Here is an 18,600-nt window from a genome sequence, read left to right as displayed (position 1 = left end):
AAAATTTTCCAAGAACATTTTGTAAGCGGTATCAGCCGTTTCTTCTTGTCCAAAACAGTGAATTCCAATCACCAGCAACCTCATTCAATCCCATATTTGAGGCCGATCGATTCCAGCCGTTCGCATATAATCTAGCAGTTGCCCGGTGTGAACGGATTCGTGGTATGCGATCCTCATTAACATATCTCCTAAAGTTCGAACATACCCTACGTCACTTCGATTAATTTTAATATTTGACAAATCCTCAGGAGTGAAGAATTTAACGGTATTCAAGAATTGTTCTCTGTACACTTGTGCGAATATCAGTTCATCCTCCACCGAAGAAAATTCCCGATTGTCATAAGGAGAATCGTAAGAAGGCAAACTTCCACAGTTAAGTAACGCAAGATGATAATAATGCTCGCCATCCAATACGTGTCGGATCATTTCTTTCATGCTTAAGGCGTGTGCATCAGGCCTCCAATCCAGCATAGTTAGAGGAATAACGCTCCACACTTTTATACTTCTACGTCGGACTTCTTCCAAGTTCAATATAACAAGATCTATCCCGTTAATGATTAACACTCCTTTTAATTTCTCAATAATCCATGCCTATTTGTTTTATAAATATGCAGTTTACTCATACGAACAAATATACAGTACATTTGTTCGCATGTAAATAATCCCCTATTCAATTTAGCCTGCCAGCTTTATTATAGTGGCGTTCCTAAGCTTAAAGATCTCTGTAATACCCTGACATCGCTGAAGCGGATGGCGTAACAACGATATCGCTTTCTTCTAGTGATTGCCATGGCAGCACGTCTGATGATAGTGATTTATGACCGATCCAAACTTCGTGTAGCAATTCCTACTATTTCCGCTCCGGCTTCGATGGCTGAAGAGAAAATATTCGTAGATGCATGAAAACCCGCACCTAAAAAACAAAGTCTGGATTTGTTCATATAAATCGCTTCCTTTTATCCAAAGTTTATGTAAAATCTTCATTAACATAAAAAAAGAAGGATGAAACCCGTTAAGGCTCCTCCTCCTTTTTCATTTAGTCCTGCTTCCTATTTTAGAAACAATTCCATTATCTTGCCGCCTGCATAAATACCTACAATTCCTAGAATACCCGACAGTACAGGCGGTGCGGGCAAAGGCAGCTTCAACACCTTGAATAAAACACCAATAATTAAACCTGCTCCTAATGACAACAGAAGCTCCTTCATACTTTAGACACCTCGATTGTTAGACTGCATTCTTAAATTCGATAGCTTAATAGCTTTAGCATTTAACAGGCTACTTTAGCTCGATATTTACGTAATTGGGAGGCCGAATGCAATAATCCTCGGCCGCACATTCCATATCCGATAATAACAAACCGTCGGGTAGGTAAAATCAAATTCGTCGTATGCACAAAACCTTCGACAATCGTCTGTCCTACACCGTGCTCGTTCTCAATAATTTGCTTCAAATAGCAGTCATTTATTACAATAATCGGAATAGAGATTGTTAAATCAGCATCATTATCAATTAATAGCTACGGCTTATACTGTAATACACTGTGAATGTTGCGCCCATGCTCTTCGCGGCCATCGGATCTTTGACCATATACCGTAATCCCTTCTGACCTGCTTGGCTTATGTTCCAATTCCGCCGATTCCAATACTTTGTTAGGAATCAGCCAGTTAGAAACCGTAGATTTCTTTTGACGCATAAAGGCACGCACCCTCATGCGGGTCCATTCGTCTAACCGTTGAAACTTCTTCTTTATGCTCCAATACTGACAACAACCAATAGAAAAGTAAATCGAACAGTAGACTTATTCAATACTAAGGTGATAGATCACCAGAAAAATGAAGAACAAGGAATACTTGATAGGAAAAAGTTTATACAAGTTTTAACCGAGACTAATAAAGGTCTTGTTAGGCAAACACCCGAGTTTGATCTCATTCAAGAGAACTTGTATTTGTTCATGGAACTGTACAGGAAGGCTGATCTTGAGGCCTATGAGATTGCTTCCGCTCAGATCGCGGCTAATCCAAGGATGCTGAGGATCGTTGAGCAGCAGATTAAGGGGTGGGGAATTAGAATAGGCCGCCCAATTGGACGGCCATTCAGGCACAGAACTAATGCGATAGATATACGGCTAGTACTCCGACTATTGTGCTAATTGCCGAAGCAATTGCAATAACGAAGCGAGCTGAGATTTCTACTGTTTTTTCCTTTGTTCTGTACTTTAACATAAGCATCTCCTCCTTAACAAAAGCTAAGAAATGTCGATAGGAACCTCCGTCATGGGCAAGCCATGGAATCGGTCCTACGAAATAGCAATTGGGTTAAGGGTAGTGCTTACTTCTTATTATTTCCCACTCATTTTTAACTTATACATTGAAACGGAGGGACGGCCGATGTGCTCGCTAAAATCCATGAGTCTTTGACGAAGCACATTCCCTTTACCTCTATCTTCCCTCTTTCGAATTGGGAGCAGGTTATGCGGCTCGCGTTTTTTTCCTCCAGACTGTTACCTGCTTTCATCGGCTCGGACTTACTCACTACTACGGAACGATCCTCCATCTCGCAGCCCATCGATTCGGCTTTCCCTTTAAGTTTTTACCTCCCCTACCTTATCCACGTTTGCGTCAAGGAAACTACGAGACTTCCCTCAGTTATCTGTACATTCTATTCCATCCATCCTGACCCTACTCACGTCGATGAGTTCTGTAGGTCATATCCCTTTATTTGTTTTCCTACAAGATATACTTAGTCGTATAGGTTTCCCCGTTTGTTGGCGGGTTACCCAGCAACGCCGCCACCTCTGGTTCATCACATTCCGGGCTGGACTTTGCCTGCAGGCCCTTCGGATTCCCTCTCAAGAGAGACACCCTGCCAATCCTACTCATATTCGAGTAGGACCTCTACTTCGGCTACGGCACTTTAAAGGGTAACGTTACCGAGTGGATTTGAACCACTTAGATTGTACGACTGTGAGGCGCACAACAAAAAAAAGGACATGTGTCCTTTTCGAATCATATTTTCTATTAGGTTGGCTAACTAAATGATCAAGCTTTTATCGTGGATAGCTCCCGTTCCATTAACTGTCGATTTTGTTCGGTGAATGTAATGCGATGTTTTGTTCCGAAAGGACATAAACGTATTCTCCTTGTTCACAAACTACATCATTAGAATAGTAGTAACGAACTGTACAATATTGAAATAGATCCTGCCCGTCCTAATGATTACCTGCCTTTCGATATTTCTCCCCCTCTATTCGTCTTATCCGCTGATCTGGATGAGAAGGAAGCTGTGAATCCAGCAGCTTTCTAGAAGCAGCATGTTGTAATTGCTCTAAGTGTTTTGGACTATCTGCCCAATCAACAATCTCCCCACGATCCATGACCGCCACACGATCAGACAAGTAGCGAGTCGCCTTGATATCATGAGAAATAAAGAGGTATGATAGTCTATACTTCATCTTGAAGTGTTGCAATAGCTCAAGAATTTGTGCCTGTAGGATCCTGTCGAGACTACTAACCGCTTCGTCTAACACGATTAATTTTGGGTGTAGAGCCAACGCGCGAGCAATGCATAATCGCTGCTGCTGTCCCCCGCTAAACTGATGCGGTAGTTTGTCTGCATCTGATGCAACCAAACCTACTGCATCCAGCCATTCCAAGCAAACGAGATCCAGCTTCCGAGCCGAATATCGCTCATAGTTGAGCAAAGGTTCAGCAATGATTTGACGTGCTGTCATCCGGGGATTCAAAGCATCCGAGCAGTTCTGAAACACGGCCTGCAAATTCCGGCGAAGCTTATGGGCATCCCTATCAGATTCATTCAGCCAATCCCTCTTTTGAAATAGGATTCGCCCTTTGTCAGGTCGTACCAAGCCGAGCACAAGCTTGCCTAACGTGCTCTTGCCCGATCCGCTTTCCCCGACGATACCGAGACATTCGCCTTCCAACATATCGAAAGAAATATCGTGCAGGACCATTGAGTGGGTTGTTTTCCCCCATAAGGTGCGCTCAGACTGGTAAGATTTTGATACGCCAGACACCTCTAGCAAGTTCATTCGGATCCCCTCCCCAATCTTTGACGTTATTACTGCGAATTAACAGATTCTAGTATTTACGAGTAAATGAGGATATGGATGTACAGGATTGTTAAATAACTGATGGACCGATGCTGTTTCCACAATCTCGCCTTGATACATGACCGCAACATCATCGGCAATTTCTGCGATAACATCTAAGTCGTGTGTCACGATGATCAAAGCAGTACCGGCATTCCGGCACAACTCTCCGAGTTCGCGCAATACGAGCAGTTGACTCCCCGTATCCAAAGCAGTGGTGGGTTCGTCTGCGATTAGAACATCAGGGCGAGCAGCCATCGCAATAGCAATCATGACTCGTTGAAGCATGCCTCCGCTCAATTGGAAGGGGTACTGGTTCATCAGTAGTGCAGGTCTAGGCAGATTCAACTGCTCTAATGAGGTTATTGCCAGCTCCCAGGCTTCCTCCCGACTAATCTTCCCTTGCCCCCTTAACGTTTCGACAAAGTGGTCGCTTATTCGGCGTATGGGATTAAACGCGGCCATCGGATTCTGCATGATCATGGATAGACGTGATCTTCGCAGCGAACGCCACTCTTCCTGTGCGAGCATTGCCAACTCCCGTCCAAGAAGTGCGATACTTCCTCTGCTTATCATCGCATTTGGTGGCAATAAACCCATACAAGCAAGACATGTTATCGATTTGCCACTTCCGCTCTCTCCGACGATTCCTAGCACAGATCCTGGTTGCAACTCCAGACTTACCCCATTGATTAAACGTGTAATGCCTTCCGGTTTTCTGAGATCTATTGTTAAATCACGGACTGTTAACACAGATCGATTCGCCTTCATACGTTCACCTTCCCTTAGGATCGTAGTAGTCTCGAAGCGATTCGCCAAACACATTGCAAACGATCACGACGAACATGACAGCCAGACCGGGGATCCACATCATTTCGGGATGCCCACGAAGCTGCTGACGCGCTTCGTTCATCATCATCCCCCATTCCGGCGTTGGAGCCTGAACGCCTAAACCGAGAAATGAAAATCCGGTTACTTCTAGGATAACCGTACCGATTTCAAGCGCGGCCAATACTAGAATCTGTGTAGAAATGTTAGGAAGAATATGACGCCATACAAGCATCCAGCGACGTGTTCCATTTACGATTGCCGCCTGAATAAAACTTCGTGTATAGACAGAGAGCACCATCCCCCGTACCATGCGAGAGTAATACACCCACTGTGACAAAACAAGAGCCATGATCAAACTCTTAACCCCCGTTCCAAAAATGCCAATCAGCGCAAACGCAAGCACAAGTGTAGGAAAAGCAAGCAGCAAATCACACAGCCTCATGAATGTCGCATCAACCAAGCCACCTTTGAGCGCTGAGAAGGTTCCCACTACCATTCCGATCAAGAGGGTAAATACCATCACAGCAATGGAAATGCCTAGCGAGGTCCTGATCCCCATAAGAAGTCTTGACAGCACACAACGACCAAGGTGATCCGTTCCAAATGGATATTCATGGGATGGCGAGGCAAACTTATGCAGCAGTTCTACGTGGTTCGGATCGTGCGGGGCGAGCCACGGAGCGGCGATACCTACTAAAGCAATTCCTGCTAACAAGACTCCGCAGCCAATTTGGAGTCCCTTATATCGAATTCTTGGGAGAACGCTATTGTTTCGAAGCGCACCAATCATCGGTTACACTCCTTCCTTAATGTTCAAACGTGGATCCAGAATCCTGTACAAGATATCAACAATAAGATTAATTGTAACAATCACAACGGCCATCAGCAGCACATAACATTGAATGACCGGATAATCCCGGTTCAAGATGGACTCTATCAGAAACCGACCAAGCCCCGGCAAACTAAATATTTGCTCGACAATGACCGTTCCGCCCAGCAAATGGCCAAACATGACGCCAGTCGCTGTGATAATGGGAAGCAGCGAATTGGGAAGAATATGACGAAATAAAATGACTGACTCACGTATTCCCCGTATTCGTGCGTATTGTACGTATGACTCTTTCATGTTCTCAAGCATACTGGCGCGAAGCAGACGGGAGAGGAAAGCTACCTGCGAAAAAGCAAGTGTGAGTGTAGGTAAAATGAGATGCTTCCAGCTATGATTCCCCTGTGTTGGCAGCCAGTCTAATTTCAGAGCAAACCAATATACTAGCAAAAAGCCTAACCAATAGCGCGGTATGGATATCCCAATAAAAGACAGAAGTCTGCAGAGCTGATCGAACCATCCTCCTTTGTACAAAGCGGAAAAAGCTCCGAGCGGAATACTAATGAGCAGTGACAGTCCAATGACTGTCACTGCAAGCCTCAATGTGGCTGGAAATTTACCGATAACATCGCTCCAAACCGGTGTTTTGCTGACAAACGAATTTCCAAAATCAAATTGACAAGCCTTCCATAACCAATTGGCAAATTGCATCGGAAGAGAACGGTCCATTCCCAGTTCATTGCGCATGGAGGCGACTGCTTCTTCGGTAGGTGTCAAATTCGACATTCGAAGTATCACCTCGGCTGGTTCAACTGGAACGAGCCGGACCAGGATGAAGGCAAGCAGTGAAATACAGAACAGCTGAACAGGCAATCCCACCACACGTCTTAGCACATATCTTAGTACTGAACCACTCATTTAGTTGTAATATCCAACGTACCAAATGGGAAATCATATTTGGTCGCGTTGAATTTAAGGCCTGTTAAGTTTTTATGATAAACAGTTATCATGGATTCGTAAGCAGTTGGATAGAACACGGCTCCCTCGTGAATCTGAGTCAAAATGGAGCGGTATAGCTCTACTCGCTTTTTCTCATCGGTACTTGCCAACACTTCCTTGCTCTGGGCATCGATTTGCGGTTTCGTCGACAATCCAAGAAGCGCTTCGTATATGCCTGTTTTCGCTTGTGTACTCGTTGTAACAAAATTATGCGGATCATTAGGTACCCCGTAGGTGCTCCAGAAGTTCAAGTGGTAATCACCCGACTTCAATCTTCCATTGCCTACCATCAGTTCTTCGCCCTTGACCTGCACTTGAACACCAATCTTTGCCAATTCAGCTTGAAGGATTTCAGCCATCGGCTTTTGGATCGCATCGGTACTTACATACACAAGGTCAAGCAATAGTGGTTTGCCATCCTTCTCTCGCACTGACTTACCTGAAGGAAGTTTCCATCCTGCTTCATCTAGCAGCTGCTCTGATTTCTTCGGATCATAGGCATATGGCTTTAGATCAATATTCGAGTAAGGGAAATTACTAGCCATGATCGTATCTGCCTTCTTTTCTAAACCTAAGGTGACGCTTTGGATCATCTTCGCTTTATCAATGCCGTGCTGAATCGCCAGTCGTACATTCATCTCCGAAGTTGGCGCTTTGGCACTATTCAGGATAACTGACCTTGTGGTCAGCGGTTCTGAAGCGCCTGTGTTGTATTTACCAGAATCCCTCAAGTATTTAAAGTTGTCCATGCTAATAATGCCAGCACCAACTATCAAATCAATTTCATGCTTCTCGAAAGCTGTTACTATCGTTTCGGAGTCCGGAATGATGAGTACTTTTACTGTACCCAGCTGGGGCTTTATTCCCCAATAGTTCTCATTGCGACTAAATACGGCATACCCATCTTTCTTATATTCAGTTAGCACCCAGGGTCCGGTACCAATCGGCTTCACGATCGCCTCCGAAGTCTTGCCATCCGAAGGAAATCCAGCATCCGCCAAAAATCGGAATGGGCGAGCAAATGCTAGTTCCTGAAGCAAAGGATAGTAAGGCTTCGTTAGAATCAGACGAATCGTATCATCATTGATTTTTTCCGTTCTATCGAGCACAGTGACAATTCCCATCCAGCTGTGCCGCTGTTTGTTAGCTATAATGGCATCTATATTTTTCTTTGCATTATCCGCGTTAAATACAGAGCCATCGGAATATTTTACATCTTTCCGAAGGTGGAACGTATATACGAGTCCGTCATCTGAAATCTCCCACTTTTCGGCTAAACGCGGAACGATTTTGCCACCTTCCACATAGTCAACAAGTGGCTCATACACCATAGCTTGGGCAAACACTTGACTCGGACCGTATAAATGGGGATTAAGAGGTCCAACATCTGCATTCCAAGCCATCGTAATCATCTTCGGAGTCGTCTCTGATTGTTTCTGGGTGTCAATATCTCCTGCTTTCTTGTCAACACTTGTTGAACAAGCTGCTAGACTTATGGCTAAGATCAGCATAAGAATAGAGGGTAACTTCGTTTTTATGTATGAAAACATGGGATAATATCTCCTTTTTTAATTTTGGTTACTTGGAGCAACGAAACGGAATATGTAGGCTTGCTCGTATTCGAACAACATGCGATCTTCAATGCGACCGAACCAACGATCATTTGTAGACAGTTCGATATAATTAGTTGGAATCATACGTCGGATACCCACATCGAATCCTTCGCTCCAGAACGCTCCAGCAATATCATCCAGCGAATGCAAATTCATCGGGATAGCTCCACTGCTGTTAATTTTATCCTTAATATCCGGTAAACTTGGATTCCCTCTATAATCTGTGTACGTAGCGTAATAGATGCCCTCAGACTTCAGTGCTTTTTTTATTTTCCTGGCGTGCTCTTTCAAATTGGAGATCAGATAGATGACAGAAATGCTGAAGGCAAGATCAAAGCGATGTTCGAACTTCTCCGGAGTGGATGTTGCTTCATAATGTAGCGGTAAGCTTCCTTTGCGTGAATTAGCCACCTCAATCGACTGACGTGCAAGATCAATACCTACTCCTTCCCTGAACGGCCGCTGCTCGTAGAGAAAACGAAGGAAGCCCCCTTGATTACATCCAAAATCGAGCACATCGCTTCGTTGCAAATCTTCCTCTTCCACAAATCCTAGCACTTTCTTCCAATGGCGAAGATGCTCTTCCTCCATTCTTTGTTCGCCTTCCGTCTTTTCCTGCCACCATATGTCGTACAATTGATCCTTGCTCATTTCAATCTCTTCTCCTTTACACTATTTATATGTAATATTTACGATTATTAGGTGCGTCACACCTATCTAACTCACATCTTTTGCTTCTCTTCTCCTTTAGGAGCATTCGGCGAACGTACAAAGCTGCCTTTATCGTTTATGTCGTAGGTATGTGTATGTTGTTCCTCAATTGGCTTCCCATCGAGTAGATGTTGGTTAACAAGAAGCCGTCCTATCTCAGGTGTAACGTCCTTGTACCAAACCCCTTCGGGGTATACAATGACTACGCAGGCATCTTGACACCGTCCGTTGCAGTGAGTCCTGCTCGTGTGGATGAGCCCATTCGCCCTTCTTCGGGTAATTTCATCTCGAATTGCCTGTGTGACCTCTTCCCCTTGCCTGCGCATACAGCTGGCACCGTTGCATATTAGTACATGATGGCGCGTTTCTGATAAGTCCCACGTTGACAATAGTGTTCAACCTCCCTGAATTTATTGTAAAAATTACGATTAAAGTTAACATAAAACCAAACGCCCCCATTAAGAACGACAATTATCTCGTTTCAAATTGAGGATTGCGCTTTATAGCTTGGAATGGTTATATTTAATAGTAATATTTACTAATAACAAATTTGATTTTACTTATACAAACGTATATTGTCAATACCACTTTCCCCCCCCTTCTCGAGAACACCAGTGATCAGAGGTGGATTTGAATGTAAATACCATGATATTTTCATTTTAGGAAACCGACTTTTATTTGCCTATCTTTGAATATCCTATAAGGATTGCTATAATAGGTCTGGTTTAACGGGTTTCTCTATCATCAGTATAAAGAGGAGTATGTCGAAATGACTAGTTTCAAGTTATATTTCAAATTTGTCAAACCGTATTGGAAACTTGTTCTTATCACCATTTTAATTGGTATGGTGAAATTCGGAATTCCTTTAACCTTACCTTTAATAATGAAATATATCATCGATGATTTGTTGTTGAGTACTATTTCAATAGCAGAAAAAACGCAAAAGCTGATTGAGGTGATGATAGTTGCTTTTGTACTTTTTGTTATTATTAGAGCTCCAATTGAATACCTTCGGCAGTATTTCGCACAATTAACAACGAGCCGCATTCTTTACGATTTACGCAATCAACTTTATGCTCATATACAAAAGCTGTCCTTACGTTACTATCAGAATCATAGAACAGGCGAAATAATTTCTCGAATGATAAATGATGCTGAGCAAACGAAAAGTATAGTTGAAACAGGATTAATGAATGTGTGGCTCGATTTATTCACCCTTACAATCGCTATCGCATTTATGATTCATATGGATTTTGGGCTAACCATGGTTGCTATAGCCGTATTTCCCTTTTACGCCTTTTCTGTCAAAACGTTATATAAAAAACTAAGAAACTTAACCAAATCTCGATCTCAAGCCCTTGCGGAAATGCAAGGCTATTTACACGAGAAGGTAAGTGGAATTCCGGTTATTAAAAGCTTCACTTTAGAAGATTATGAGAGTGAAAATTTCGGTCTAAAAAATAATAAATTTTTAAATCGTGCATTGGCACTGACGAAATGGAATGCTATAACCAATTCCATCATCAATACAATTACGGATACTGCCCCCTTGTTAGTTTTAGCCTATGGAGGATATCAAGTTATTCAAGGGAACCTTACGATAGGAGCATTTGTAGCCTTTTTTGCCTATTTAGATCGCTTGTATAGTCCGCTCCGCCGTTTAGTTAATTCCTCAACCGAATTAACTCAAGCAAGTGCTTCTTTAGATCGTGTAATTGAACTCATGAAAGAGCCCTACGACATCATTGATTCTTCACAAGCAAAAATAGTGCAAAAAATAAAAGGGAAAATTGATTTTCAAGATGTTAGTTTTCGTTATGATAACTCATCGGATTGGGTGTTGAAGAACATTCAACTTACCATTCAACCTGGTGAAACGATTGCGTTTGTAGGAATGAGCGGCGGAGGGAAATCTTCTCTAATTAGTTTGCTCCCTCGGTTTTACGATATTCAGCAAGGGAACATTTTATTGGATGATAGGAATGTTAAAGACATCACCATAAAGAGTCTGCGTTCTCATATAGGAATGGTTTTACAAGATAATATTCTGTTTAGCGGAACTGTTCGTGAAAATATACTTTTGGGTCATACAAGAGCTGCCGAAGAAGAGATTATATATGCAGCTAAAGCAGCAAATGCACATGATTTTATTTTGAATCTACCCAATGGATATGATACAGAAATTGGCGAACGGGGAATGAAGTTATCTGGTGGACAAAAGCAAAGGGTTGCCATAGCCAGAGTCTTTCTTAAAAATCCGAGCATTTTGGTATTGGATGAAGCTACTTCAGCACTTGATTTAGAGTCAGAACATTCAATTCAAGAATCCCTCGGTAAATTAGCGAAAGATAGAACAACTTTGATTGTTGCGCACCGACTATCTACAATTACCCACGCTGATCAGATTGTTCTCATTGAAAATGGTGAAATTAGAGAAATTGGAACTCATGAACAATTGATGAAGGAAGGTGGAGCTTATTTCCGGTTGTTTAATGTACAAAATTTAAATGGTGTCGAGTAACTATGTACGATTTCGATTTTTACATTCGTATCTGCTTTATCTGGTCAATTGATGGCTGTGACATTCCTCCAATTGTTCCTATCATAGCGTGCCAAACGAGGTTAAATTTCTTATATTTTAAGAATTTCTTATAAGATCTTTAACTGTAGTAAAATGAGGAGTCTATGAATCATTCATCGCATACAAAAAAGACCACTGCATGGAAATGCAGCAGTCTTCTCAAGCAAATAAAAAGAAGAGCCATTAAAGTGAACTCGAAGCTTGAGTGACCAATGACACCAGCTGCCCGGAATCAAAAGAATCCCCTTTACGCAGCTTTAGTGTTTTTCTTTCCGGTGGGCCATCGAACATGCCTTCTGGAAGCTCCAGTGCGACCGCATTAAAGATCGTAAAGCTGACCGCGTCTTTCGACGTCGAGATGACAGCAGCGTATTTTCCGTTTTTCAAAAAATGGGGCTTCTTATACTGAATACGTTCTTGCACATCCGGTATGGCCTGGTGGACAACTTCACGCAGATTATTGGACTGTTCCCCCTGCCACATGTCTTTTAACCCTTCAATAAAATCGGTTACTTCCTGATTCATTCTGATTTTCTCCTTTATGTGCGTAATGGTATATTATAATTTTTTTAACATGTTGATTTGGTCCTCTAAATCGGCTTCCATAGCGAATATTCTAGGGTCTCGTGTAGAATTCGTATTCTCTTTGAGCTCCCGCATTTCGATTACAAATGCCTCGCATCCTCTTGGAAACGGCATCCGGAGTGCCCAATCTGCAGCCTCATCTTCTGAATTCACATCGATAAGTATATATCCGGCAATGAGCTCTTGATCTACCGGAAAAGGGCCGGCCTTCACCTCTGGCTCTCCGCCTTGGAATGGATACAATATCCTGATCCCGCTTGAGCTAGGCTGAAGCTCTTCTGCAGCCAGGAGAGCACCGACTCTGGCCAAAGACTTCTTGTACGCAACCATTGCATCGTTGTGCTCCCGACCGATATTTACACCCGCCTCCGAGTACCCTGTCGCCTTGAAAATCAACATAAATCGCACTATCGTTCCCTCCTTGTAGGAAAGATGACTTGATTCAACAGCTAGCTGCCGTAAACCCTTCCCTTACTAAGACGACGAACGGGAAATCCTGTAATCGACAAGGCGGCTCAAATAAATTATTTCGATGCTTTAGACGTACAATCAGCAGCCCGGCTCATTAAAAGCTCCTGCTCACGAGCATTCTGGGTCATCGACACAGCCCTTTCAAATTCTGTACGTGCTTCATCGAACCTCCCCAGCTTCACTAGGAGATCACCGCGAACGCTTGGCAGCAGATGGTATCCCTTCAAAGAAGGTTCGGCACGCAGCTCATCGACAATCTGCAGCCCGAAGGCAGGACCAAACGCCATGGATATGGCAACTGCCCGATTTAATTCGACGATCGGCGATGGCGTTACCCTAGAGAGCGCTTCGTAAAGTGCTGCAATGCGGATCCAATCGGTCTCAGCTGCGGTAGGCGCCTGTGCATGGCAAGCAGAAATCGCAGCCTGCAGCGAGTATGGACCGAGCGTGCGTCCAAGTTTCTGGCTGCGCTCAAGTGCAGTCAATCCCCGGCGGATCAGCAAACGATCCCACTGCGCCCGGTTTTGGTCCATCAAAAGTACGGGTTCGCCTGTGGAGCTAACCCGGGTTTTAAAACGCGAGGATTGAATCTCCATTAAGGCTACTAGTCCGTGAACTTCCGGTTCGTGAGGTGCGATCTCGGCAAGTACACGTCCCAGTCTGAGCGCCTCCTGACATAGCAGCGGACGAATCCAGTGATCCCCGGAGGTTGCCGAATACCCTTCATTGAACATAAGGTAAATTACCTCGAGCACAGCAGACAGACGTTCTTTGAGTTCCTCTCCTACAGGCACTTCAAAAGGAACCTTTTCGGTGCTGAGCGTCCGCTTGGCCCGGACTATCCGCTGGGCAACCGTTGATTCGGCGGCAAGGAACGAACGCGCGATTTCGTCAGTGGTAAGCCCGCATAACAGACGCAGCGTTAGGGCAACTCTAGCATCTTGAGATAACACGGGATGGCAGGTCAAAAAGATCAGACGAAGGAGATCGTCACCGATCTCCCCGTCCAAAGTACCATCCATGTCTTCCTCTGTATACAAATCAATACCATGGGCAATCTCTACGTATTTCTGGTCGCGCAGTTTGGTCCTGCGCATATAATCGATCGCACGCCGCTTGGCCGTTGTCATCAGCCAAGCACCCGGATTGTCTGGAATGCCAATTTCCTGCCATCTTTCAAGGGCAATCACCAATGCATCCTGAGCAAAATCCTCTGCAAGACCCACATCCCGTACCATTCGCGTTAATCCCGCGATAAGTTTTGCTGATTCAATTCGCCATATCGCATCAATGGTCCGCTGTGTATTGGACAATGTCACGCCTTCTTCTGCTCCAAAGCCTGTTTGCGAAGAATTGCTTCTTTCTTCTGCGATTCGGTATTGTCCGTTAACTCCTCAAACTCGAATACTTGTCTGAGCTCAATCTCGCCTTGTCCATATCCGTGAGGATCCGGCATGCGTAGTGCCCATTCTATAGCTTCTTCCCTGGATTTGACTTCGATCAGCGTATATCCCGCAATCATTTCTTTCGCTTCCGTGAATGGACCATCTATAACCTTCGGTTTGCCTCCGGGCTCCGGATAAGAAATCCGGATTCCGCTTGAGCTGGGCTGCAGTCCATCGGCAGCGAGTAAAACACCGGCTTTCACCAATTCCTCGTTATACCTTTGCATGGCATCAATAAGCTCCTGGCTTGGCATAGTCCCCGCCTCTGAATCTGTTGTAGCTTTAACAATCATCATAAATCTCATATATGTTTACCTCCAATTTGTAATGAAGCATCATGTATCGGAGTAGTACCGTCCGAGTAAATCCGCTTCTATGTATACGACGAATCAATCCTTTCTGGATCGACAAACCATATAAATTATTTTTAGGGTCACTCTATTATCTTTTATGCACCCTATTTTTTCGGCGGTAGGTAGTATAATTCCTGCCGCCCATTGTTGACGCTCTGACTAGTGTTGGCATTGGTAGGCAGATAGCTTAGACCACACACCTGGCATAATGCGCCGCATCAAGCTGACAACGAATGAAGAGGCCCCCATACCCTTGGTCATAAAATACTTGATGGCCTCGGCCCGGCGATTAGCTGTAATAAGTTCAGTAACGTGCATTACGAAATTTTTCGGCGGCTTGCGATCGGCAGCATCGACCACGAAAGGTGGTTCATGCAGAGCCAGTTTCGTAATGCTTACCCCTTTCGCTGCTGCTTGTAGCCCATTCTCATAAAATTGCCCAATAACTCAATAGGCTGCCGATAATGCCGGCAGCCTGATGTTATGATGCTATCGTTTTCCGTCGTTGTAGTTAATTTTTGACCGCAGCGATCAAGAGGAAAATAGGACGACGGGTTTCGTCTCTCATTTCTGGATACTTGTCCAATGTTTCTTGCGTTGGTTGAGGTTCGGAAAGTTTCATAAGACTAAATCCTGAGTCAATTAACGCATTAACATAGGTAGCGATAGTTCGATGATATTTGACGACATCATTGTCCAGAAATCTCGCCTGCCGCAGACCTTCTTTCTGGTAATCATCGACAGGCCAGTGCAATCGCTCACCCTCCGAACCATAGTACCAGTCTTGTGCAGCGAGTGCGGTAAAGACCGGATGTTCAACCGAAAGTATGAAAGTTCCTCCTGATACTAGACAATGATGTATTTTACAACATACGATTTCAAAGTGCTCCACATAATGAAGGGCAAGCGAGCTTATCACAACGTCAAATTCCCCTGCCGCAAAATGGATATCTTCAATCGCGAGCCTACGATACTCGATCGCGGAATCATTGTTATTTTCTCTGGCATACGCTAACATTTTCTCAGAGATATCTACACCAACCACTGATCGGGCTTGCTGATCTCGTGCATATTTACAATGCCAACCAAAGCCGCATCCAAGGTCAAGAACTCTTTTATCACGAAGCGAGGGAAACATCGAACGGAGTACAGGCCATTCCCCAGCAGCATTTAGTCCACTAATCGAGCGAGGCATCTCACTGTATTTTCCGAAGAATCCGAGATCATCATATTTATTCTGTTTCATAATAAGCCAAAACTCCCAACTTGAACTTATTTTCTCACTTTACTCAAATCTTAAATATATTGTTTTTTGGTTAACGGTATCTAGAGTTTATCATCAAACTGTGAAAATCTTTATTGAAAATTTTATTAAAATGAAACAATCCTGCCGTTACCCACTTCAACTAGGTAAAAAATGATTATACTTATTCTTAGAGCTGCACTGAAGCTCTTCATTGTGATACTCTTAAAGTACTTTAACGAAACGGAGGGGTTACGTGTGGTACATTTTATCCGAGTTAGATCTTTGCGCGGCTAATTGAATAGCGCTCAAGATTCTGTCTGTGTACAGAGGACTCAGGATAAGTTTGTCCATTTATAACCCTGAATTGATACTTCTATCGGTGATCAAACAACGCGGCTTGAAGTAAGGTGTAACATCCTTATTGACCAAATCGCGGATTGTTTTCTTTCGTCCGATACGATAGTCATTGTCCTCAACTACAGACAACACAAGCAGCTTGCTTGTGTTGTTTCTTTTTATTTCTTAACTTGAAAGGATGATGAACGATGGAACAACTGAAAGAGAAAGCGATTATCGTCGGGGTCCATATTTTGAACCACCCTGATTTTTCATATTCGATGGAAGAACTAAACAACTTGGCTTCAGCATGTCACATTGAGGTGGTTGGTGAGCTAAGCCAGAAGGTCACCCGTGTGATTCCCTCCCATTACATCGGAACGGGTAAAATCCAAGAACTATCGCAGCTAATTACGGAACGGAACGCATCCGTCGTCATTTGCAACGATGAGCTGTCCCCTTCTCAGATTCGAAACCTGGAATCAGCTCTTGCATGCAAAGTCATTGACAGGACGATCCTAATTTTAGACATTTTTGCGGAACGCGCTCAAACTAGAGAAGCACAGCTCCAAGTTGAGGTTGCTCGACTCCAATACATGCTTCCCAGACTTGTAGGACTTCGTGAATCACTTGGTCGTCAAGGAGGTGGGGCTGGTCTTAAAAACCGAGGATCTGGTGAGACTAAGCTTGAACTCGACCGCCGTAAAATCGAAGATCGAATCACGGCTCTGCACTCTGAACTTGAGAAACTCGTAGCCCGTCGTCAAACTCAACGAAAGCAGCGCCGTAAGAACGAGGTCCCTGTTATTTGTCTGGTCGGCTATACGAACGCGGGCAAATCAAGCTTAATGAACGCTATGATCGATTTGTATAATCCGCAGGCCCATAAGCAGGTCTTTGTCAAAGACATGTTGTTCGCCACATTGGAGACTTCCGTTCGAAGCGTCAACTTGCCAGACCGTAAATCATTCTTGTTGACTGACACGGTAGGATTCGTAAGCCAGCTTCCCCACCATTTGGTTAAAGCTTTCCGATCTACGTTGGAAGAAGTCACAGAAGCCGATCTGCTGATTCACGTCGTAGACATCGCCAACCCGAAATATGCACAGCACATTGATGTTACAAATAACACGTTGAAGGATCTGGGAGCGGATCATATCCCGATGATTTTTGCTTATAACAAATCCGACTTGACTGAGCATGCTTACCCCCTTTTAAAAGATGATTTCGTCTACCTATCTGCTCAGCAGAAGCGCGGAATCGAGGAGCTCACTCAACTGATTCGCGAGCGCGTTTTCCAGAATTACATGCAATGTGAAATTGTGATTCCTTATGAACAAGGCCGATTAGTAGCCTATTTCAATGAACATGCCCATGTGCATTCAACGAACTATGAGCCGAATGGTACCCGCCTTACGATGGAGTGCCGAGTATCCGATTTTGAACAGTTTCGAAATGACTTCCTCCAGCTTTGATTTATGAGAGTAACAAAAAGAACAATGGAACAGGAACTTTATTCTCCTGGTTCATTGTTCTTCTTTTTTGTAACTATTTCCGATTGTAGCCCCTCTTTAATGTGAGGGAATCCAACCTATGATTTGTAATACCGTTAAAAGCACCTCAATAACAATAAGAATCACAACGATCCATTCAACGAATAGCCCTCGTATGGAATGACTGATATTTGAAAAACCTTCCAAAATATGATACAAAATATCCGTTTTGCTTTTCAATATTTTAAAGCGATCGTTCAATTCAAAAAATCCCATCATCCCATCGTAAAATTGACTAGCTGTACTGTTAGTCCAAGTCAAATCTGGTTTATCCAAGATCATGATATACGCAAGGGTGTTATACTCGTGACGCACGATTTTTGCGGTCGTTCTTGCCAATTCTTTGTTGCCTACACGAAGCTTTCCTTTTTCAAGTCGGTCTATCATAATTTCGAGGTCATCATGAATTTTCCCAAGCTGTTCTTCAATCTTCTCAAGAGCTACCGATTTGGCGAGGACTGTGGAGATTAATTCAGGGTAAAAGAATTCATACTCAGATACCACCACATACTTGTCAGTCAACTCCATACTTTCGATTTCTTCGATGTGAAGGCTGTAATCGTCCGTGTATCTGTCAGCAGGCTGGAGCTCAATATCTGGCTCGAAGGATTGGATGAATTTCAAAAAGCCAGTGATCTCATCCTTATGTGTGTGATTAACAAAGACAACACTGCCGAAAGAAAACACCAGCACTTGTTGCAAGGTATCCATATCTTTTCTAAGGATTGATTTAAGTATATCGCCTCTTAGGATTAAAGGCTGTTCCCATGTGTATTTTTTGGGAATGCCGCAGTGGATGGCGATTTTGTTCAGGTCAATTTCATTTGTGATGGCCAAAGCCTTAAAAGTAATATCTTTCATTTTCACCACTCATCTGCTTTATAAAAGTCATGCTAACTAGTCTTGACAGAAAAAGTGGGCTTCAATCCTCATGAATTT

Annotated in this window: 18 protein-coding genes and 1 pseudogene; 2 read left to right on the top strand and 17 right to left on the bottom strand. The window is 43.6% G+C overall.

Annotated elements, in window-relative coordinates:
* Nucleotides 1–84 precede the first annotated feature (84 nt).
* From QFZ80_RS13225 to QFZ80_RS13175, 11 genes and pseudogenes are all read right to left on the bottom strand, one after another.
* Nucleotides 85–555: a DinB family protein gene (locus tag QFZ80_RS13225; RefSeq protein ID WP_307564106.1), complete on the bottom strand. Its 471-nt coding sequence runs from the start codon at nucleotides 553–555 to the stop codon at nucleotides 85–87.
* Nucleotides 556–818: 263 nt separating this feature from the next.
* Nucleotides 819–941: pseudogene (locus tag QFZ80_RS13220) on the bottom strand (Gfo/Idh/MocA family protein); the annotation flags it as partial.
* A gap of 108 nt (nucleotides 942–1,049) precedes the next feature.
* Nucleotides 1,050–1,208: a XapX domain-containing protein gene (locus tag QFZ80_RS13215; RefSeq protein WP_057302270.1), complete on the bottom strand. Its 159-nt coding sequence runs from the start codon at nucleotides 1,206–1,208 to the stop codon at nucleotides 1,050–1,052.
* A gap of 311 nt (nucleotides 1,209–1,519) precedes the next feature.
* Complete coding sequence (locus tag QFZ80_RS13210) at nucleotides 1,520–1,696, bottom strand: hypothetical protein (RefSeq protein WP_307559290.1); 177 nt, start codon at nucleotides 1,694–1,696, stop codon at nucleotides 1,520–1,522.
* A gap of 1,515 nt (nucleotides 1,697–3,211) precedes the next feature.
* Nucleotides 3,212–4,051: an ABC transporter ATP-binding protein gene (locus QFZ80_RS13205; RefSeq protein ID WP_307546219.1), complete on the bottom strand. Its 840-nt coding sequence runs from the start codon at nucleotides 4,049–4,051 to the stop codon at nucleotides 3,212–3,214.
* Between the two features lie 39 nt (nucleotides 4,052–4,090).
* Entirely contained in the window at nucleotides 4,091–4,882 is a 792-nt protein-coding gene (locus QFZ80_RS13200) for an ABC transporter ATP-binding protein (protein ID WP_307559288.1), read from the bottom strand.
* A gap of 4 nt (nucleotides 4,883–4,886) precedes the next feature.
* Nucleotides 4,887–5,732, bottom strand: coding sequence for an ABC transporter permease (locus QFZ80_RS13195; protein ID WP_307559286.1), 846 nt, complete (start codon nucleotides 5,730–5,732; stop codon nucleotides 4,887–4,889).
* 3 nt (nucleotides 5,733–5,735) lie between these two features.
* Nucleotides 5,736–6,686: a nickel ABC transporter permease gene (nikB, locus tag QFZ80_RS13190; RefSeq protein WP_307559284.1), complete on the bottom strand. Its 951-nt coding sequence runs from the start codon at nucleotides 6,684–6,686 to the stop codon at nucleotides 5,736–5,738.
* A complete protein-coding gene (nikA, locus tag QFZ80_RS13185; protein WP_307559281.1) occupies nucleotides 6,683–8,317 on the bottom strand; it encodes a nickel ABC transporter substrate-binding protein in 1,635 nt (544 codons plus the stop codon). Before nikA ends, nikB begins: the two co-directional genes overlap by 4 nt.
* A gap of 18 nt (nucleotides 8,318–8,335) precedes the next feature.
* On the bottom strand, nucleotides 8,336–9,031 hold the full coding sequence (locus QFZ80_RS13180) for a class I SAM-dependent methyltransferase (protein WP_307559279.1): 696 nt from the start codon (nucleotides 9,029–9,031) through the stop codon (nucleotides 8,336–8,338).
* Nucleotides 9,032–9,102: 71 nt separating this feature from the next.
* Nucleotides 9,103–9,480, bottom strand: a complete 378-nt coding sequence (locus tag QFZ80_RS13175; protein ID WP_307546225.1) for a (2Fe-2S) ferredoxin domain-containing protein — start codon at nucleotides 9,478–9,480, stop codon at nucleotides 9,103–9,105.
* A 380-nt stretch (nucleotides 9,481–9,860) separates the two neighbouring features.
* On the opposite strand from QFZ80_RS13175, the gene QFZ80_RS13170 reads away from it, so the two are divergent.
* The gene (locus QFZ80_RS13170) at nucleotides 9,861–11,612 is read left to right on the top strand and encodes an ABC transporter ATP-binding protein (RefSeq protein WP_307559277.1); all 1,752 of its coding nucleotides are present in this window, start codon (nucleotides 9,861–9,863) and stop codon (nucleotides 11,610–11,612) included.
* Nucleotides 11,613–11,855: 243 nt separating this feature from the next.
* On the opposite strand, the gene QFZ80_RS13165 is transcribed toward QFZ80_RS13170, so the two are convergent.
* The 5 genes from QFZ80_RS13165 to QFZ80_RS13145 form a co-directional block, all read right to left on the bottom strand.
* Complete coding sequence (locus tag QFZ80_RS13165; RefSeq protein WP_307559274.1) at nucleotides 11,856–12,197, bottom strand: DUF1801 domain-containing protein; 342 nt, start codon at nucleotides 12,195–12,197, stop codon at nucleotides 11,856–11,858.
* Nucleotides 12,198–12,230: 33 nt separating this feature from the next.
* Nucleotides 12,231–12,656: a YciI family protein gene (locus tag QFZ80_RS13160; RefSeq protein WP_373460398.1), complete on the bottom strand. Its 426-nt coding sequence runs from the start codon at nucleotides 12,654–12,656 to the stop codon at nucleotides 12,231–12,233.
* 125 nt (nucleotides 12,657–12,781) lie between these two features.
* Complete coding sequence (locus QFZ80_RS13155) at nucleotides 12,782–14,047, bottom strand: RNA polymerase sigma factor (RefSeq protein WP_307559272.1); 1,266 nt, start codon at nucleotides 14,045–14,047, stop codon at nucleotides 12,782–12,784.
* Nucleotides 14,044–14,478: a YciI family protein gene (locus QFZ80_RS13150; protein WP_307559270.1), complete on the bottom strand. Its 435-nt coding sequence runs from the start codon at nucleotides 14,476–14,478 to the stop codon at nucleotides 14,044–14,046. The genes QFZ80_RS13155 and QFZ80_RS13150 overlap by 4 nt, the downstream gene beginning before the upstream one ends.
* 559 nt (nucleotides 14,479–15,037) lie before the next feature.
* A complete protein-coding gene (locus tag QFZ80_RS13145) occupies nucleotides 15,038–15,772 on the bottom strand; it encodes a class I SAM-dependent methyltransferase (protein WP_307559268.1) in 735 nt (244 codons plus the stop codon).
* Between the two features lie 545 nt (nucleotides 15,773–16,317).
* Here QFZ80_RS13145 and hflX point away from each other — a divergent pair.
* On the top strand, nucleotides 16,318–17,583 hold the full coding sequence (gene hflX / locus QFZ80_RS13140; protein ID WP_307546232.1) for a GTPase HflX: 1,266 nt from the start codon (nucleotides 16,318–16,320) through the stop codon (nucleotides 17,581–17,583).
* Nucleotides 17,584–17,679: 96 nt separating this feature from the next.
* On the opposite strand, the gene QFZ80_RS13135 is transcribed toward hflX, so the two are convergent.
* Nucleotides 17,680–18,522, bottom strand: a complete 843-nt coding sequence (locus QFZ80_RS13135; protein WP_307546233.1) for an RMD1 family protein — start codon at nucleotides 18,520–18,522, stop codon at nucleotides 17,680–17,682.
* Between the last annotated feature and the right edge of the window lie 78 nt (nucleotides 18,523–18,600).

Origin of the sequence: Paenibacillus sp. V4I7 (assembly GCF_030817275.1) — a bacterium.
GTDB lineage: Bacteria > Bacillota > Bacilli > Paenibacillales > NBRC-103111 > Paenibacillus_E.
The sequence above is the reverse complement of the archived record's forward strand: the minus strand, read 5'-3'. Positions and strand labels throughout refer to the sequence as shown.

What these genes read in the sequence shown, in the direction of transcription:
- QFZ80_RS13215 (WP_057302270.1), bottom strand. Translation starts at nt 1,208, where the DNA reads ATGAAGGAGCTTCTGTTGTCATTAGGAGCAGGTTTAATTATTGGTGTT.
- QFZ80_RS13210 (WP_307559290.1), bottom strand. Translation starts at nt 1,696, where the DNA reads ATGCGTCAAAAGAAATCTACGGTTTCTAACTGGCTGATTCCTAACAAA.
- QFZ80_RS13205 (WP_307546219.1), bottom strand. Translation starts at nt 4,051, where the DNA reads ATGAACTTGCTAGAGGTGTCTGGCGTATCAAAATCTTACCAGTCTGAG.
- QFZ80_RS13200 (WP_307559288.1), bottom strand. Translation starts at nt 4,882, where the DNA reads ATGAAGGCGAATCGATCTGTGTTAACAGTCCGTGATTTAACAATAGAT.
- QFZ80_RS13195 (WP_307559286.1), bottom strand. Translation starts at nt 5,732, where the DNA reads ATGATTGGTGCGCTTCGAAACAATAGCGTTCTCCCAAGAATTCGATAT.
- nikB (WP_307559284.1), bottom strand. Translation starts at nt 6,686, where the DNA reads ATGAGTGGTTCAGTACTAAGATATGTGCTAAGACGTGTGGTGGGATTG.
- nikA (WP_307559281.1), bottom strand. Translation starts at nt 8,317, where the DNA reads ATGTTTTCATACATAAAAACGAAGTTACCCTCTATTCTTATGCTGATC.
- QFZ80_RS13180 (WP_307559279.1), bottom strand. Translation starts at nt 9,031, where the DNA reads ATGAGCAAGGATCAATTGTACGACATATGGTGGCAGGAAAAGACGGAA.
- QFZ80_RS13170 (WP_307559277.1), top strand. Translation starts at nt 9,861, where the DNA reads ATGACTAGTTTCAAGTTATATTTCAAATTTGTCAAACCGTATTGGAAA.
- QFZ80_RS13165 (WP_307559274.1), bottom strand. Translation starts at nt 12,197, where the DNA reads ATGAATCAGGAAGTAACCGATTTTATTGAAGGGTTAAAAGACATGTGG.
- QFZ80_RS13160 (WP_373460398.1), bottom strand. Translation starts at nt 12,656, where the DNA reads ATGTTGATTTTCAAGGCGACAGGGTACTCGGAGGCGGGTGTAAATATC.
- QFZ80_RS13150 (WP_307559270.1), bottom strand. Translation starts at nt 14,478, where the DNA reads ATGAGATTTATGATGATTGTTAAAGCTACAACAGATTCAGAGGCGGGG.
- QFZ80_RS13145 (WP_307559268.1), bottom strand. Translation starts at nt 15,772, where the DNA reads ATGAAACAGAATAAATATGATGATCTCGGATTCTTCGGAAAATACAGT.
- hflX (WP_307546232.1), top strand. Translation starts at nt 16,318, where the DNA reads ATGGAACAACTGAAAGAGAAAGCGATTATCGTCGGGGTCCATATTTTG.
- QFZ80_RS13135 (WP_307546233.1), bottom strand. Translation starts at nt 18,522, where the DNA reads ATGAAAGATATTACTTTTAAGGCTTTGGCCATCACAAATGAAATTGAC.